The organism is Streptomyces sp. URMC 127 (assembly GCF_051386535.1).
Classification (GTDB): domain Bacteria; phylum Actinomycetota; class Actinomycetes; order Streptomycetales; family Streptomycetaceae; genus Streptomyces.
Window position 1 is genome coordinate 1 of sequence record NZ_JBPQTW010000166.1, and the last position, 15,598, is coordinate 15,598.

14 protein-coding genes and 1 pseudogene are annotated in these 15,598 nt (G+C 75.2%); 9 read left to right on the top strand and 6 right to left on the bottom strand.

Going from position 1 to position 15,598, the window contains the following annotated elements; translation table 11 throughout:
* Window positions 1–239 precede the first annotated feature (239 nt).
* Window positions 240–710, top strand: coding sequence for a carboxymuconolactone decarboxylase family protein (locus tag ACSNOH_RS26005; protein ID WP_436723852.1), 471 nt, complete (start codon window positions 240–242; stop codon window positions 708–710).
* Between the two features lie 55 nt (window positions 711–765).
* On the opposite strand, the gene ACSNOH_RS26010 is transcribed toward ACSNOH_RS26005, so the two are convergent.
* From ACSNOH_RS26010 to ACSNOH_RS26020, 3 genes are all read right to left on the bottom strand, one after another.
* Window positions 766–1,272, bottom strand: coding sequence for a hypothetical protein (locus ACSNOH_RS26010; protein WP_436723853.1), 507 nt, complete (start codon window positions 1,270–1,272; stop codon window positions 766–768).
* A 195-nt stretch (window positions 1,273–1,467) separates the two neighbouring features.
* Entirely contained in the window at window positions 1,468–4,740 is a 3,273-nt protein-coding gene (locus tag ACSNOH_RS26015) for a sacsin N-terminal ATP-binding-like domain-containing protein (RefSeq protein WP_436723863.1), read from the bottom strand.
* 254 nt (window positions 4,741–4,994) lie between these two features.
* Window positions 4,995–5,894 (bottom strand): DUF3027 domain-containing protein, encoded by a 900-nt coding sequence (locus ACSNOH_RS26020; protein WP_436723854.1) that lies wholly within the window; start codon window positions 5,892–5,894, stop codon window positions 4,995–4,997.
* A gap of 340 nt (window positions 5,895–6,234) precedes the next feature.
* On the opposite strand from ACSNOH_RS26020, the gene ACSNOH_RS26025 reads away from it, so the two are divergent.
* From ACSNOH_RS26025 to ACSNOH_RS26040, 4 genes are all read left to right on the top strand, one after another.
* Window positions 6,235–7,695 (top strand): MFS transporter, encoded by a 1,461-nt coding sequence (locus ACSNOH_RS26025; RefSeq protein ID WP_436723855.1) that lies wholly within the window; start codon window positions 6,235–6,237, stop codon window positions 7,693–7,695.
* 26 nt (window positions 7,696–7,721) lie between these two features.
* The gene (locus ACSNOH_RS26030) at window positions 7,722–8,189 is read left to right on the top strand and encodes a hypothetical protein (protein WP_436723856.1); all 468 of its coding nucleotides are present in this window, start codon (window positions 7,722–7,724) and stop codon (window positions 8,187–8,189) included.
* A 79-nt stretch (window positions 8,190–8,268) separates the two neighbouring features.
* On the top strand, window positions 8,269–9,123 hold the full coding sequence (locus tag ACSNOH_RS26035) for a futalosine hydrolase (protein WP_436723857.1): 855 nt from the start codon (window positions 8,269–8,271) through the stop codon (window positions 9,121–9,123).
* Entirely contained in the window at window positions 9,120–9,971 is an 852-nt protein-coding gene (locus tag ACSNOH_RS26040) for a 1,4-dihydroxy-6-naphthoate synthase (protein WP_436723858.1), read from the top strand. The genes ACSNOH_RS26035 and ACSNOH_RS26040 overlap by 4 nt, the downstream gene beginning before the upstream one ends.
* 248 nt (window positions 9,972–10,219) lie before the next feature.
* Here the strand turns inward: ACSNOH_RS26040 and ACSNOH_RS26045 are convergent, their stop codons facing one another.
* On the bottom strand, window positions 10,220–10,603 hold the full coding sequence (locus ACSNOH_RS26045) for a cold-shock protein (RefSeq protein ID WP_106681548.1): 384 nt from the start codon (window positions 10,601–10,603) through the stop codon (window positions 10,220–10,222).
* A 221-nt stretch (window positions 10,604–10,824) separates the two neighbouring features.
* Between ACSNOH_RS26045 and ACSNOH_RS26050 the strand changes: the two genes are divergently transcribed.
* A complete protein-coding gene (locus ACSNOH_RS26050) occupies window positions 10,825–11,082 on the top strand; it encodes a hypothetical protein (protein ID WP_106681549.1) in 258 nt (85 codons plus the stop codon).
* Here the strand turns inward: ACSNOH_RS26050 and ACSNOH_RS26055 are convergent.
* On the bottom strand, window positions 11,040–11,705 hold the full coding sequence (locus tag ACSNOH_RS26055) for an HAD family hydrolase (protein WP_436723859.1): 666 nt from the start codon (window positions 11,703–11,705) through the stop codon (window positions 11,040–11,042). The genes ACSNOH_RS26050 and ACSNOH_RS26055 overlap by 43 nt on opposite strands.
* Before the next feature lie 117 nt (window positions 11,706–11,822).
* Between ACSNOH_RS26055 and ACSNOH_RS26060 the strand changes: the two genes are divergently transcribed.
* The 3 genes from ACSNOH_RS26060 to ACSNOH_RS26070 are packed head-to-tail and all read left to right on the top strand — an operon-like array spanning window position 11,823 to window position 14,877.
* A complete protein-coding gene (locus tag ACSNOH_RS26060; protein ID WP_436723860.1) occupies window positions 11,823–12,857 on the top strand; it encodes a FecCD family ABC transporter permease in 1,035 nt (344 codons plus the stop codon).
* Window positions 12,854–13,972 carry a FecCD family ABC transporter permease gene (locus ACSNOH_RS26065; RefSeq protein WP_436723861.1) on the top strand — a complete coding sequence of 373 codons (1,119 nt, stop codon included), beginning with the start codon at window positions 12,854–12,856 and terminating at the stop codon, window positions 13,970–13,972. Before ACSNOH_RS26060 ends, ACSNOH_RS26065 begins: the two co-directional genes overlap by 4 nt.
* Entirely contained in the window at window positions 13,969–14,877 is a 909-nt protein-coding gene (locus ACSNOH_RS26070) for an ABC transporter ATP-binding protein (RefSeq protein WP_436723862.1), read from the top strand. The genes ACSNOH_RS26065 and ACSNOH_RS26070 overlap by 4 nt, the downstream gene beginning before the upstream one ends.
* A gap of 10 nt (window positions 14,878–14,887) precedes the next feature.
* Here the strand turns inward: ACSNOH_RS26070 and ACSNOH_RS26075 are convergent.
* Window positions 14,888–15,598 (bottom strand): annotated as a pseudogene (locus ACSNOH_RS26075) (hypothetical protein); the annotation flags it as partial.

Genomic DNA, 15,598 nt, shown 5'->3' on the forward strand with positions numbered 1-15,598 from the left:
GCGCTGACGTGTATTTGTGGCGCCAAGTGCCGGGTGCCACCACGCAAGAGGGCTCGGCGCCGTAAATATACGGCCCCGCACCGCAGTCCGCACCGTCCGGAAAAAGTTCGCGCAGGCTGTCACATCGACGCGGCGCGATCCGTCAATGCAGTGAACGGCAACGAAGACGACGCTCGATCACTGCGGAGGAAGCAATGACTGCCACGACTGCAACTGCCACGACTGCCACGCGTTCCCGGATGTCCGACCCCCAGGAGTTCGTGCCCGAGATCGCGGAGATCGCCGGGGCCCTGTTCAAGGCGGTCGGCAACCGCTCCGTCCCGCGGGCCACGATCGGCCTGATGCACCTGCGGGCGGGCCAGATCGTGGGCAACACGTACCTGACCGTGCTGCATTCGACGCTCCTGCGGAAGGCGGGGGAGTCGGAGGAGCGGATCACGGCGGTGGCGTCGTGGAAGGACGCGCCGTACTTTTCGGACGCCGAGCGGGCCGCACTGGCCCTGGTGGAGGCCGTGCTGGAGCCCAGCGCGCAGGGGGAGCGGGTCTCGGACGAGCTGTTCGCGGAGGTGGCGGAGCACTACGACGAGAAGGCCCTCGCCACGCTGATGATCGCGATCAGTCAGGTCAGCTTCTTCATCCCGATCGCGCTCATAGGCAAGCCGCTGCCCGGCAGGACGTTCGCCGAGACGGACCAGTGGACGGCTCGCTGAGAGCCCTCCGGTGGGCGGCCGTACCGCCCATAACCCCGCACCCAATGGACCGCGCTCAGCCCTGCATGACGACGACGGCCACGACGACGACCGTAATGAGGAGGCCCAGGAGGAGTCCGAGTGCCATGGGGGAGACCCGGTCCCGCTTCCGCAGGGGCGGCCGTACCCGCGCGGCCTGGTCGGTGCTCAGCTCCCACCAGTTGACGACCCGCCGGAAGTCCACGTCGAAATCGGGGCGGGGGTACGTGTCGCTGTGCTGGAGCGCGGGCAGGGAGCGGCGCCGCCCGTTCGCGAGGGTGATGCGGGCCACGCGCGCCACCCCGTACTCGGCCTTCGTTTCGCGCACGTCGATCCACCGGATTTCGTGCCAAGGATGGGTGCGGCCGCGCCCGAAGCCCCAGCAGATGGTTATTCCGGCCGCCCCGACGGTGGTCCAGCTGCGGAAGGCGATCAAGAAGCAGAGGCCGACGATCACGGCGGTCCCGCCGAGCAGCCAGTAGAAGCCCGTCGCGCCGAGCTGGACGATGGCAGCGGCTCCTTCGACGGCCAACAGGACGGCCATCAAGGCAACGTGCGTCCAGGACGGACGATACCGGTCTTTCCCCCGGAAGATCAGTTCGTTCACAAGGCGCACATTACGCCGCGGTGCGCGACAGCCGTCGGCGGGGCGACCTGACGAGGGGAGTGCGGGCTACCCGCAGAGACAGGCCCGCGGGCCGCCCGCACAGCCCGCCCCGCACCGAACGCAACGCCTCCCCTAGTCGAACCACCGCGCCCGGGCCAGTTCCTCCGTGCGGGTCGGGTCTTCCAGGAGGGCCGCCGCCTCGAAGCGGCGGGACCAGGCGCCGGCCGCCCAGGCCAGGCCCGCGGCGAGGCCTTCCAGGGTGGCGGCGTGGAGGACGCCGTCGGGGGTCAGCCGCCAGTCCAGTTCGACACCGTCGACAAGGAGTTCCTCGTGTTCCACGTAGCTGGAGGGGGCGCCGGGCAGCAGGTCCCGTACGCCGTCGGGGACGTCGCGGGACTCGCCCGCACCCGCTGGGACAGCCGCTCCCAGCGCCTCGCTCAGCCGGCGCACCTGCAGCAACTCGGCAAGGTCCGCGGCGCGGGCGGGCGGTACGGGCAGCAGGGCGTGGCCGGCCGCGAGGGGGAGCAGGTCGGGGGCGTCCGCGACGACCGCGTCCGCGGCGTCCACGACCCGCACCTCGCCGTCGACGACGGCCCGGAGCTCGTCGGGGAGGGTGACCTGGTCGGGGTCGAGGCGGGCGAGGAGGCCGTAGAGGGCGTGCAGCTGGGCGGCGTCGACGTCGGCGCCGGGATCGGCCAGCCGGGCGAGCAGCTCCGCGGCGCCGCCGGGCTCGTCGAGGAGGGCGGCGGCGGAGGTCCGGACGCCGAGGGCGCGCAGCACCTGCTCGTCCGCCAGGCCGGCCGCGTCCGCCGCCTCGTACAGGCCGCGCAGGAGCGGATCGCCGCCCGCCACGCGCAGGCCGGCGGGGCGCCGGCCGTCGAGGACGGGGTGGCCGCGCAGCCACCAGGCGGTGTACGGGCGGACGGATTCGGTCGTGCCGTCGGGCAGCAGGACGCGCACCGGTGCCGTCAGGGCGTCGCGCAGCGGGGGCTGGGCGAGGAGGGCGAGGGCCTCGGGCCAGGCGTCGTCGTCGACGAGGTCGAGGTCGCGTACGGCCACGAGCTCGGTGGCGACGGGCGGCACGGGCGTGTGGGGCAGCTGGTCGAGGACGTCCTCGCACCAGACGTCGACCGCGTCGAGCAGGCCGGCGTCGTCGGGCTCGGGGAAGTCGCCGTCGCGCGGTTCGAGCTCGTCCGGGTCGAGGACGACGTCCGTGGCGCGGACGAGGGCGAAGCCGGCCAGGACGCCCACGGCGGTCAGCGGCTGCTCGCCCCAGCGCTCGGCGAGGGCGGCGTCGCAGGCGGCGAGCTCGCCGGGCCGGATGATGCGTTCGAAGGCGCTGCCGGGCAGGACGAGTTCGCCGGCGGGCGCGAGCTCGCCGTCCTCGTCGGGCAGGGCGAGCGCGGCGAGCCACGGCTCGTCGCCGGGGGCGAGACCGGCGTCGCGTACGAGGCCGAGGACGAGCTCGGCGAGGGCGTCCGCGTCCAGCGCGTCCTCGTCCCAGATCTCGTCGGCGTCCAGGGAGGCCGCCACCGCGGCCCGCACCTGCGGGGTGGTCAGGACGGCGCGCGGGGAGGAGGGGGTGGCGCCGAGCTTCTCCAGCAGCGGGTGCGCGGCGTCCGGGTGGGCGACCTTCAGCCCCAGGCGGGAGAGCCGCTCCGAGTCCGTGCCGTCCGGCGGCGGGAGGAGCACCTGCCGCGGGCCGATGGCCGTACGGCCGTCCGCGAGCGGCACGGGCAGACCGCTGAGCCGGTCGGGGTCGATGCCGGCGAGGCTGTCGTAGAGCCGCTGCCACCAGGAGGGTGCGCGCTCGACGCCCGCCAGGCGGTCGACGACCTCACCGAGCGGGGCCCGCGCGACGCCCAGGGCGCGCAGCTCGGGGCGGCGCTCCAGGCCGGCGGGCAGCAGGTTCGGGAACAGCTCGCCGAGCACGGCGACGGTCTCCGCGCCCGCGCCCTCCACGACCTCGGCGTCGGCGGGCCGCAGCGCGTAGGGCTCGGGGCCGCTGCGGGCGAAGGGGTCGTCCCAGGTGTCTGCGGCGCCGGCCGGGGCGGGGGACGGCTCGGGGGCCTGCCGGGCCGCGTCCGGGCCCTCCGTCCACGGGATGCCCTCCATGCCGCCGCCCTGCGGCTCGGCCGGCTCCTGGGGCGCGGCCCCGGCCGCGCTCGGCAGGAACGGGACGCGCGGCAGCAGCTCCAGGATCCGCCGCCGCAGCTCCGCGTCCAGCGCCCCCTGCGCCAGGGGCGACGGCACGAGGTCGAGCGTGCCCGGGCCCACGGGGTGCCAGTCGCGCAGCAGCTGCGCGTAGGCCTCCGCCGCCCGCCCGGTGACGAAGTCCGTGAGCGGGCCGGGCGCGGCGTGGCGGCGCGTCGGCTCCAGGGGGAAGGTGGCGATGAGCAGCGCGGGTACGCCCAGCGGCTCGTCCGTCGGCGTCGGGGCGTGCACGACGGGCGCGGTGGAGGGGCGTACGGGCGCGCCGTCCTCGCCCACCGGCACGGCCCACGTCACGGACCAGTGCGGGCGCAGGCGCTCCTCCACGGGGCGGTCCGCGAGCAGCGCGGCGTCCAGGGGCCCCGCCTCGCGGGCGATGCGCCAGCGGGCCGCCGAGCCGCGTTCCGAGTCCTCCACGAGGACGTAGGGGCCCTCCTGGCGGCGCGTCAGGGTGCGGACGGCGCCGTCCGTCTCGACGACCACCTCGGACAGGCCCGGCAGCGTCAGCAGCAGCGCGTCGTCGACGCCCGCCAGCAGACGGGCGGTCAGGTCCTCGGCGGCGCCGTCGCGCAGCGGCAGCACGACGACCGTGTCATAGCCGGCCGGGGCCGAGCCTTCGGCGGGGAGCGGGAGCCGCAGCAGCGGCACGTGACCCTCGCGGCGGGCCATCTCCTCGGCCAGGCCCGGCGCCCCGACGGCCTCGCGCGCCGCCAGGGCCCTCGCCTCCGCGAGGGACCAGCGGACGCCGCCGGAGCGGCCGACGACGGCGGGCTCGTCGCTGACCGCCAGGACGGCGGAGAAGCCCACGCCGAACCGGCCGACGCTGCCGTTCTCCCCGCCGCCCTGCTCCGCACTGCGCTTGGCCGACGCCCGGAGGGTGGCCAGGGACTCGACGCCCGCCGCGTCCAGGGGCGCGCCGGTGTTCGCCGCGGCGAGCACGGCCGGGCGGCCGTGGCGGCCCGCGTGCAGGGTCAGCCGGAGACGGCCGGGGACGCCCGCGCGGGCGGCCGCGTCGGCGGCGTTCTGGGCGAGCTCGACGACGAGGCGGTCGCGGTAGCCGCCGAGGGCGAGGTCCTCCTCGGCGTTGGCGTCCTCCCGGAAGCGGGCCGGCGACGCCGCCCAGGCGTCCAGCACGCCACGCCGCAGGCGGGCGGTCCCGAACGGATCCGCCCCTTCGGCTGCGCCCCGCACCATTGCCGTGCCGCTCACGTTCCGTCTCCCGCCGCCAGAGGGTGTTCCTACGGCAGAACGTACCGCGCCGTCCGCTGCGCGCCGCGGCGGGATCGCGCGCCGCGGCCGTGGCCCCGGGCCGTATCGCGCCCGGGGGGCGCTCGTCCCGAGCACATATCAGCCCGTCCGGCGTTTGAGGACGAGCGCCGCCAGGCGCGATACCGGACGCGCGCCCGGAACGGCCCGCACCGGGAAGCGTCGCAGGGGCAGCCGCCTGCCTACGAGTGACCGAGCTCCTCGTCGCCCTCCTCGCCGGACGGCGCCTCCGCCGCATGGCGAAGCGGCAGGGGATCGACCAGCGTCTCGTCGATCACCGGCGGCGCCGGCCGCGGCGGCTTCGGCATGACCGCCGCCTCGGAGTGCCCACCGCAGCCGTACGACAGCGACACGACGTGCCCGTCCGCCGGCCCGAACTCGTTCGCGCAGATGCCGAACGCCTGTCCGAGGGAGCCGCCGATCGGCACGAGGAAGCCGCAGCTGACGCACGAGGCGGGCGCGGCCTGCGCCATGGGGGTCTTGGCGCCGTGGCTCTCGTCCCAGCGGTCGGCGGAGGTGTGCAGCCCGTAGCGGGAGAGGACGCGGGCGCGCCGCATCCCGAGCTCCTCGGCGACCGCCGCGATCGTGCCGCGCGCGGGGACGGCCGGCTGGGCGGCGGGGGAGCCGGGGAGGACGTCGGCGTCCTCGGCGTCGGCGAGGCCGGCCATCTCCTCGGAGACGGCGGAGTTCGGCGGCGGGACGTCCTCACCGCTCCAGCCGGGCGCGAGCCGCAGGTCCTCGGCGTCGGTGGGGAGCAGGTCGCCCGGGCCCATGTCGCCGGGGCGCAGCCGCTCGCTCCACGGCACCCACTCGGGGGCGAGGAGGGCGTCCGGCCCGGGCAGCAGCACCGTCTCGTCGAGGGTGACGACCTTGGCGCGGGAGGCGCGGGCGACGGTGACGGCCCAGCGCCAGCCGCGGTAGCCGGGGTCCTGGCAGAGGAAGTAGTGGGTGACGACGCGGTCCCCGTCGGCGACGGCCTGGACGTGCTCGCCCACCGTGCCGGGCCGGGCGGCCTCCTCGGCCGCCGCACGGGCCATGTCGACCGCCTCGGCGCACAGGCGGTCCGGGGTACGGCTTCGCATCGCAGCACTCACAAGAATCGATTCTCTCTTCCACGCCGTCTCACGAGTGCGCCAGCCGATCGGCCGGGTCGGCGGACGGAGCGGACCGCAGGGCCGCGTCGACGTCCGCGCCCGAACGGTTTCGGGCGCACCTAGTCCCTCCCATTCTGCGGGATCGAGACTCGGAGCGCGGCCAGGAACGACCGCCGGTGGCGCGCTACGCACGCTACCCCGCTCGGCGCCGCCGCGGATAGCCGGGCCGCGGCGAGCCCCCTCCGGTCCGTGCGCCGGACCGGGCCCGGGCGGCCGCCCGCGGCGGCGAAAGCGCCCTGCGCCGTGCGAGTTGGGGCAGTATGGCGTGGTGGGAGCCATCCGGTCGGTCGACGGCGGGCCGCTGCGCCGCACGGCCCGGGGCGCCGGCCGCGTGCTGCGCGCCCCGTTCAGGGCTGCCGCGCGGGGCGTGCGGAGGGCGACGCACGCGCACGGCGCGGGCGAGTCGGGCCTGGGCAAGCTGATCGAGCTGCACGCCGTGAACTCGGCGGGCGACATGCTGATCACCGTGGCGCTGGCGTCCACGGTGTTCTTCTCGGTCCCCACGGACCAGGCGCGCGGCCGCGTGGCGCTCTACCTGGCGGTCACGATGGCGCCCTTCACCCTCCTGGCCCCGGTGATCGGCCCGCTCCTGGACCGGATCCCGCACGGCCGCCGGGCGGCGATGGCGGGCGCGATGCTGACGCGGGCGCTGCTGGCGCTGACGATGTCGGGCGCGGTGGCGAGCGGCGGCCTGGAGCTGTATCCGGCGGCGCTCGGGGTGCTGGTGGCGTCGAAGGCGTACGGGGTGGTGCGCTCGGCGGTCGTGCCGCGGCTGCTGCCCCCGCGGATCTCGCTGGTGAAGGCCAATTCCCGGGTGACGCTCGGCGGGCTGCTGGCCACGGGACTGGCGGCCCCGCTGGGCGCGGGGCTGCACAAGATCGGGCCGGAATATCCGCTCTACGGGGCTTTCGTCGTGTTCGTTCTCGGCACGGTGCTGTCGTTCTCGCTCCCCCACAAGGTCGACTCGGCAAAGGGCGAGGCCCGCGCCCGGCTGGTGTCCGGCGAGCCTTCGTCGTACCGCTCCCGCCGGGCCGCGGCCCCCGCCGGGTGGACCGTCCGGAGGAGCTGGAAGGGAGGAAACAGGGTCGGGAACAAGGCCGGGAAGAAGAACGGCGCGAGGAAGAACAGGCCCCCAGGCCTGCGCACCGTCGGCAGCTCCGTCCTGCACGCGCTGCAGGCCAACAGCGCCCTGCGCATGCTCTCCGGCTTCCTCACCTTCTTCCTCGCCTTCCTCCTGCGCATCCACCCGCTCGGCGGCCTCAGCCCGGCCTTCTCCCTGGCCTTCGTCGCGGTCGCCGCCGGCGCCGGCAACGCCCTGGGCACGGCCATAGGCGCCCTGCTGCGCTCGCGCGGCCCCGAGAAGACGATCGCGCTCGTCCTGACGGTGTCGCTGGGCACGGCCGTCGCCACGGCCGTCTTCTACGGGGCCTTCTTCGTCGTGGTCATCGCGGCCGTCGCGGGCATCTCCCAGGCGCTGGGGAAGCAGTCGCTGGACTCCCTCATCCAGCGGGACGTGCCGGAGGCCGTCCGCACGTCCGCGTTCGCCCGCTCCGAGACGCTGCTGCAGATGAGCTGGGTGGCGGGCGGCGCGATCGGCATCCTGCTGCCCCTCAACGGCACCCTGGGCATGGCGGTGGCCTCCGCGGTCCTCGCCCTGGGGGTCGCGACGGCCGTACGGGGCCTGCTCACCGCGGCACGGCGTGGCTCACCGCACCCCCGCGTGGCCTGACCTGGGCGGCCCGATAGCCTGCCCGCATGACCGCTGCGATTTTCCGGGGCAAGCGCCGCCGCGCCGCTGCCGCTGTCGGCGCCGTGGCCTTCGGGCTCGTCGCCCTGTCCGCCTGCGACAAGCCGACGCCGCTGGCGACGGTGACCGTCGGCTCGACCACCGTGACCACCGAGGCCGCCTGCTTCGACGAGGGCAAGAAGCTCGACCAGAACGCCCTCAACAAGTGCATGGCCGACAAGTCCGTCAAGACCGTGAAGGTCCAGCCGGGCGACAAGGTCCGCGTCGGCGTCGACCCCAAGATGGCCGACAAGGGCTGGCTCGTGGCGGTCAACGCCCAGCAGCAGACCAACCAGCTCAAGCAGACGTACACGTCGCTCAACGGCGAGCAGCTCTTCGTCAACCGGATGGAGCAGCGCTTCGAGAAGGACGTGATCCTGTCGGTCATCACCGAGGACGGCGTGTGGAACGTCAAGCTCGAACTGGACAAGGGCTGAGCGGACGCGCGCTGACGGGCCGCGGGCCGGCAGGCCGGGGCCCGGCGGGCCCCGGGGCGACGGACCGGCGGGGCCGCTGATGCGCGTCCTCGTCGTCACGGCCGTCGCCGCGGAGCGCGACGCGGTCGTCCGCGGCGCGTCGGCGCCCGGCGCCGACGGCAGCACCGGCACCGGACCGAGCGGCAGCACGCGCGGCAGCACCGGCAGCAGCACGGACGGCAGCTCCGGTTCGGCCGCGGAGGCGTCCGGGTCCGTCGTCGAGTTCGCCGTGCCCGGCTACGTGCTGCACCGGCCCGCCCCGGCCGGTACGGAACCGCTGGTCATCGACGTGCTGGCCGCCGGCGTGGGCCCGGCCGCCGCTGCCGCCGGCACGGCGACGGCCCTCGCCGCCGCGGCGCTCTCCGGCAGCCCCTACGACCTGGCGGTCTCCGCGGGCATCGGCGGCGGCTTCGCGACCCCGGCACCCGGCCGCGGCGCGGCCGTCGGCTCCGTCGTCGTCGCGGACGCGATCGTGGCCGCGGACCTGGGCGCCGAGACGCCCGCCGGCTTCGTCCCCGTGACGGACCTCGGCTTCGGCACCGTCGAACACCTGCCCCCCGCGGCGCTGGTGCGCGCCGTCGCCGAGGCGGCCGGAGCACAGCGCGGCGAGGTGCTCACGGTGTCGACCGTGACCGGTAGCGCCGAGCGGGCCGCCGCCCTCGCGACCGCGCGGCCCGGGGCGCTCGCCGAGGCCATGGAGGGCTTCGGGGTGGCCGAGGCGGCGGCCGCGCACGGCGTGCCCGTCCTGGAGATCCGGGCGGTCTCCAACCCCGTCGGCCCGCGCGACCGTGCCGCGTGGCGCATCGGCGATGCCCTGGAGGCCCTCGCCGGCGCCTCCGCCGCCCTGCGGGAGGCGCTGCGGGCGGCTCCCGCCGAGACCTGGAGCGCTGCATGAGCGAGCCCCTGAAGATCGCCTACTCGCCCTGCCCGAACGACACGTTCGTCTTCGACGCCTGGGCCCACGGCCGCGTCCCCGGCGCGCCCGCCCTGGACGTCACGTTCGCCGACATCGACGTCACCAACGGCATGGCCGAGCGCGGCGAGTTCGACGTCCTGAAGGTCTCCTACGCGGTCCTGCCGTGGGTGCTGGACGAGTACGCCCTGCTGCCGTGCGGCGGCGCCCTGGGCCGCGGCTGCGGCCCGCTGGTGCTCACGCGGGAGCCGGGGGACGGCCCGTCCCTGGCCGGGAAGACGGTGGCGGTGCCGAGCGAGCGCTCGACGGCTTATCTGCTCTTCCGCCTGTGGGCGGCCGCGGAGGTGCCGGGCGGGGTCGGGCAGGTGGTCGTCCTGCCGTTCGACGAGATCATGCCGGCTGTCCGGGACGGCAAGGTGGACGCCGGCCTGGTGATCCACGAGGCGCGCTTCACATACGGGCAGTACGGGCTGACGTGCCTGGCCGACATGGGGGAGCACTGGGAGCACACCACGGGCCTGCCGATCCCGCTGGGCGCCATCATCGCCAAGCGCTCGCTGGGCGCGGAGCGGCTGCGCGGACTGGCGGAGGCGGCGCGGACGTCCGTGCGCATGGCGTGGGACGACCCGGAGGCCTCGCGCCCGTACGTGCTGGAGCACGCGCAGGAGATGGACCCGAAGGTCACCGACCAGCACATCGGGCTGTACGTCAACGAATTCACGGCCGACCTCGGCGAGGACGGCTACGCGGCGGTCCGCGGGCTGCTGACCCGGGCCGCGGCGGAGGGGCTCGTACCGCCCCTCGGGCCGGACGCGCTGGCCTTCGTCTGAGCGGGCTCAGGTCCCAGCAGGCCTTCGCCTGAGCGGCCGTCACGCGACGTGGTGTCCGGCGGTCTTCCCAGGCCTCAGCCCGGGAAGACCGCCGGAAGACCGTGCCGCCGGCACCGCAGAGCAGTGCATGCCCGGTATCGGTCACGGCGGAAAAATGCCCGCCGCAATGGCGGGAAACCCCCACGGCGGGGGTCCGGCGGAATCCGCACCCGGCCGGAGCCGGCGCGTACGGGGATGCGCCGGGAAGGTCAGACGTCCAGCTGGTCGGCGACCGCGCGCAGCATGCCGGCGATCTTGGCGCCGTGGGCCTTGTCGGGGTAACGGCCGCGCTCCAGCTGCTGGGTGACGTTCTCCAGCAGGGTGGTGAGGTCCTGGACGATCGACGCCAGCTCGTCGGGCTTGCGGCGCTGGGCGGCCGCCACCGACGGCGTGGGGTCGAGCAGCATCACCGACAGGGCCTGGTCGCCCCGCTGACCGGCCACGACACCGAATTCCACCCGCTGACCGGGCTTGAGGGAGTCGACCCCGTCCGGGAGCACCGAGGAGTGGACGAAGACGTCTCCGCCGTCGTCGCGGGAGAGAAAGCCGAAGCCCTTCTCGCTGTTGAACCACTTGACCTTGCCGGTAGGCACGTCTGTCCTCGTCCTCGTGTCTCGTCGGAAATGGGGAATTGATGGGGAGACCGCCGCAGCCGCCGGCAGCCGAGGGCAACCGGTGACGACCGACGGAAAAACAGCTCTTGATAGCACTACAGCGGGTCGCAAGACCCGCTACCCCCCAAGGCTAATGGTCCCGGGCCCGGTGACAAGACGTCCCCGGCCCCACCCCACGCCCAGGCATCTACCCTGGTCGGGTGAGTAGCGAAACGCCCCGGGCCGGGGATCTGCTGGTACGCATCGGCGCCATCGTCTTCCTCGTCGGCGCGGTGGCCACCCTGGCGACGGTCGCCCCGCTGTTCCTGGGCGCCGACCCGCTGCCTCCCGCAGCGTACTTCGTCTGCATGCTGATGGGGGTGGGATTCCTCATCGCGGGCGCCGGGGTGCTGCAGTCGATCGCCGCCCAGCGGCGTCAGGCGCGCGCCTCCGCCACCGGCTCGCCCGCGGCCAGGTAGCCGCTCAGCCACTGCGGAAACTCCGTCAGGCCGCCGAGGACGACGTCCGCGCCCGCCGCCCGCAGCTCCTCCGCCGGGCAGGGCCCCGTCGTCACGCCGACCGACAGCGCCCCCGCCGCCCGCGCGCCGCGCACGTCGCCGACGTGGTCGCCCACGTAGACGTCCGCGCCGTGCTCGCGCAGCGCCACGGCCTTGCCCTCCGCCCACAGCGAGCCGACCAGCACGTCCGGTTCGATGCGCAGGTGATCGAGGTGGAGGCGGGCGTTCCGGGCGTTCTTGGCGGTGACGACGACCGCCTGCCCGCCCAGCTCGCGCACCGCGGCCACGGCCTCGCGGGCGCCCGGCAGCGCGGGGGAGGGGGCGATGCCGTGCTCGGGGTAGGCGGCCACGTAGAGGGCGGCGGCCTCGGCGACGCGGTCCGCGGGGAACCAGTGCGCCAGCTCCTGCTCCAGCGGAGGCCCGATCCGGCTCAGGACGAGGTCGATGTCGATGGCCGCGCCCGTGGCGGCGGCGAGCGCCTCGTACGCGGCCCGGATGCCCGGGCGGGAGTCGACCAGGGTCAGGTCCAGGTCGAAGCCGACCGTGAAGCGGGGCGTGCGCGCGGTGGGGCTCATGGGCTCCATTGTGCGGGGGAGCCCGCCCCCGAAGGGTCCCGTCTTCCCGAACGGCCCCCTCCGTACACTTAGCCTGCCCTAACCGCCCCGTTCCGGCCGTCCGGCCGTCCGACCCCCGTGGAAGCGATGTCAGCCGCCGTCCCGCTCAGCACCCCCAGATCCTCCCTGGTCAGGCGCCGCATCGGCTGGACGGTGGCCGCGGTCGCCGCCCTCCTGGTCGCGGTGCTTCTCAGCCTCGCCGTCGGCGCCCGCCCGGTCGCTCCCGGCCACGTGTTCGACGCCCTGCTGCACGGCGGCGACGGCAAGGACGCCGCGGTCGTCCGCGAGATGCGGCTGCCGCGGACCCTCGTCGGCCTGATGGTCGGCGCGGGCCTCGCCCTGGCCGGCACGGCCCTGCAGGGCATCACCCGCAACCCGATCGCCGATCCCGGCATCCTCGGCGTCAGCCACGGCGCCGCCGTCGGCGTCGTCCTTGCGATCATGCTCGCCGGGGTGCAGAGCGTGACGGGCTACGTGTGGTGGGCGTTCGGGGGCGCGGCCGTCGCCTCCGTCGCCGTCTACGCCATCGCCTCGCGCGGCCGCGGCGGCGCCTCGCCCGTCAAGCTCGCGCTGGCCGGCGCCGCGATCAACGCTCTGCTCGTCTCGCTGACCACCGCCGTGCTCACCACCCAGGCGTCCGTCCTGGACAAGTTCCGCTTCTGGCAGGTCGGCTCGCTCTCGGCGAGCGACACCGGCCTCGCCGGCCGGATCTGGCCGTTCCTGCTCGTGGGAGCGGTGCTCGTGCTGTCCGTGGCCCGCGGCCTGGACGCCCTCGCCCTCGGCGAGGACGTCGCGAAAGGCCTCGGCCAGAACGTCGCCGCCGTCCGCATCACCGGCGGGCTCGGCGCCACCGTCCTGACCGGCGCCGGCGTGGCCGCCGCCGGGCCCATCGCCTTCGTCGGCCTCGCCGTGCCGCACATCGCCCGCGCGCTCGTCGGCGGCGACCACCGCTGGCTGCTGCCCGTGGCCGCCCTCCTCGGCCCCGTCGTGCTGCTGGCCAGCGACACCGCGGGCCGCGTGTTCTTCCCGCCGGGCGAGGTCCCGGCCGGCGTGATGACGGCCCTCATCGGCGTGCCCTTCCTCGTCGCCCTCGTCCGCCGGAAGCGGGTGGCCGCCGTATGAGCACTCCTGTTCGCAGTGGCGCCACCACCGCACGTCGTCCCGGTGGCGCCGGCGCCGCACGTCCCGCCGGCTACGCCCTCGTACGGGCCGGGCGCGGCCCCTCGTTCTCGTTCCTCGTCCACCGGCGCGGCACCGCCGTAGCCGCCGGCCTCGTCGTCCTCCTGGCGGCCGCCTGCCTCGCCTACCTGTGCATCGGCAAGACCTACGCCGCGCCCGGCGAGGTGTTCAAGGTCCTCCTCGGCGAGCCCTCGCGCGAGGAGGTCACCGTCGGCACGCTGCGGCTGCCGCGGATGACCGTGGGCCTGCTGGTCGGCCTCGCGTTCGGCATCGGCGGGGCGCTCATCCAGACCGTCGCCCGCAACCCGCTCGCCAGCCCCGACGTCATCGGCATCACCCAGGGCGCGAGCGCCCTGACGGTCGGCGCGATGACCTTCGGCGTCACCTCGTACGCCGCCCTGCCCTACGTGTCCGTCGCCGGCGGTCTGCTGGCCGCCGCCCTCGTCTACGTCTTCGCCTGGCGCGGCGGCCTGCACGCCACCCGCTTCGTCCTCATCGGCATCGGCTTCGCGGTCGCCCTGCGCTCCGTCACCCACCTGTTCATGACCAAGGGCGACTACCTCGTCGCCCAGCGGGCGCAGGTGTGGATGACCGGTTCGCTGAACGGCCCCGGCTGGGACGAGGCCGCCCCGCTGGCCTGGGCGCTGCTCGCGCTCGCGCCCTTCGTCTGCTGGGCCGCCCGCGCGCAGCGCACCGTCACCATGGACGACGACACGGCGACCGCTCTGGGCGTGCGGCTCAACCGGGTGCGCGGCGGGCTCGTCCTCCTCGGCGTCGTCCTCGCCTCGATCGCCACGGGCGCGGCCGGCCCCGTCGACTTCGTGGCCCTCCTCGCCCCGCAGCTGGCCCGCCGCATGACGCGCACCGCGCAGATCCCGCTGCTGTCCTCGGCACTGACCGGCGCGGTCATCGTGGTCGTCGCCGACCTGCTGGGCCGCAAGCTGCTGGAGCCGACGCAGCTCCCCGTGGGCGTGCTGACCGCCGCCGTCGGCGCCCCGTACCTCATCCGGCTCATCATCAAGGGCCACAGCACCCGGAACAGCGGAGGAACAGCGTGACGGAGCGCGCGCAGGGCAGTCGGCTGGCCGCCCGCGACCTGACCCTCGCCTACGAGGACCGCACGGTCGTCGACGGCCTCGACCTGAGCGTTCCCGACGGCGAGGTCACCATCGTCATCGGCCCCAACGCGTGCGGGAAGTCGACGCTGCTGCGGGCGCTCGGACGGCTGCTCAAGCCCGCCCGCGGCACCGTCCTCCTCGACGGCGAGGACCTCGCCCGCATACCCACCCGGACGATCGCCAAGTCGCTCGGCCTGCTCCCGCAGACGCCCGTCGCACCTGAGGCCATCACCGTCGCGGACCTCGTCGCCCGCGGCCGCCAGCCGCACCAGCGCTGGTGGCAGCAGTGGTCGGAGGCCGACGAGCGGGCCGTGGCCGACGCCATGGCCCGTACGGACACGACCGAGCTGGCCGAGCGGTCCGTCGACGAGCTCTCCGGCGGACAGCGGCAGCGCGTCTGGATCGCCATGGCCCTCGCCCAGGAGACGGACCTGCTCCTGCTCGACGAGCCTACGACGTACCTGGACATCTCCCACCAGGTGGAGGTCCTCGACCTCGTACGGCGCCTCAACCGCGAGCGCGGCCGCACGGTCGTCGCCGTCCTCCACGACCTCAACCAGGCCGCGCGCTACGCCGACCACCTCGTCGCCATGAAGGCGGGCCGCATCGTCGCGCAGGGGCGCCCGGCGGACATCGTGACGGCGGACCTGGTGCGGGAGGTCTTCGGTCTGCACTCGGTGGTCGTCCCGGACCCCGTGACGGGGAGCCCGCTGGTGGTGCCGGGACGGCCGTGGGAGGCGGATGCGGATGCGGACACGCGGGCCGTAGGCGGCGCGGAAGCGGGTGCGGAGGCGGACGGGAGCGAGGAGACGGGCGCCGAGGGCGCCGGCGCCGCGGTGGGCTGAGGAGCGGCCGTCAGCCCGGGCGGCGGGACCGCCACACCACGAACGCCGCCGAGGCGACGGCCGCCCCCCGCAGGACCCACGGCCACGTGTCCGACATCGCCGCGCCCAGGCCGCCGTCCGGCACGGGGGCGCCCCAGCGGCCCTCCGTACGGCCCCACAGCCACACGATCCCGGCGGCCGCGACGAGGCCGGGCACGCCCATCACCGCCCACTTCGACTCGGTCTGCGAGAGCTTGCGGGTGACGTACGCGAGGCCCCAGCCGGCCGCGAGGACGAACCAGTTGCTGAGCACGGCACCCACGACCAGGATCAGGGCGACGAGCAGGAGCAGCGGGGGGACGGGGGCGCCGTCGGCGCGCCGGAAGAGGCTCGCGCGGCGCGGGCCGTCCTCTTCGTCCTCGTCCCAGGTGCCTTCCGAGCCGTGCTCGCCCTGGCGGGCGGTGGACCCGTGCGACTCTTCGGACCCTTCGGGTCCTTCCTGATCGTCGCGGTCGCTGTGCTCTTCTCCGGGGCGCGGGGGAGGTTTCAGTATGTCGGGGATCTCGATGCCGCCGGTGAAGCCGTGGATGGTGGTCCGGGCGGTGGCCGTGCCCGCGAAGGGCGAGGAGAGCGCGGAGGACGACGGAGCGGAACCGGCTTCGAGGCTCCACCAGCCGGTCTCCTCGGCCGTGGTCCGTTCCGGAGCGGCGTACGAGGGCGGGGCGGCGGGCCGGGGAGGGAC

What these genes read in the sequence shown, in the direction of transcription:
- ACSNOH_RS26020 (WP_436723854.1), bottom strand. Translation starts at nt 5,894, where the DNA reads ATGCGAAGCCGTACCCCGGACCGCCTGTGCGCCGAGGCGGTCGACATG.
- ACSNOH_RS26035 (WP_436723857.1), top strand. Translation starts at nt 8,269, where the DNA reads ATGCGCGTCCTCGTCGTCACGGCCGTCGCCGCGGAGCGCGACGCGGTC.
- ACSNOH_RS26055 (WP_436723859.1), bottom strand. Translation starts at nt 11,705, where the DNA reads ATGGAGCCCATGAGCCCCACCGCGCGCACGCCCCGCTTCACGGTCGGC.
- ACSNOH_RS26065 (WP_436723861.1), top strand. Translation starts at nt 12,854, where the DNA reads ATGAGCACTCCTGTTCGCAGTGGCGCCACCACCGCACGTCGTCCCGGT.
- ACSNOH_RS26010 (WP_436723853.1), bottom strand. Translation starts at nt 1,272, where the DNA reads ATGGCCGTCCTGTTGGCCGTCGAAGGAGCCGCTGCCATCGTCCAGCTC.
- ACSNOH_RS26030 (WP_436723856.1), top strand. Translation starts at nt 7,722, where the DNA reads ATGACCGCTGCGATTTTCCGGGGCAAGCGCCGCCGCGCCGCTGCCGCT.
- ACSNOH_RS26040 (WP_436723858.1), top strand. Translation starts at nt 9,120, where the DNA reads ATGAGCGAGCCCCTGAAGATCGCCTACTCGCCCTGCCCGAACGACACG.
- ACSNOH_RS26060 (WP_436723860.1), top strand. Translation starts at nt 11,823, where the DNA reads ATGTCAGCCGCCGTCCCGCTCAGCACCCCCAGATCCTCCCTGGTCAGG.
- ACSNOH_RS26015 (WP_436723863.1), bottom strand. Translation starts at nt 4,740, where the DNA reads ATGGTGCGGGGCGCAGCCGAAGGGGCGGATCCGTTCGGGACCGCCCGC.
- ACSNOH_RS26005 (WP_436723852.1), top strand. Translation starts at nt 240, where the DNA reads ATGTCCGACCCCCAGGAGTTCGTGCCCGAGATCGCGGAGATCGCCGGG.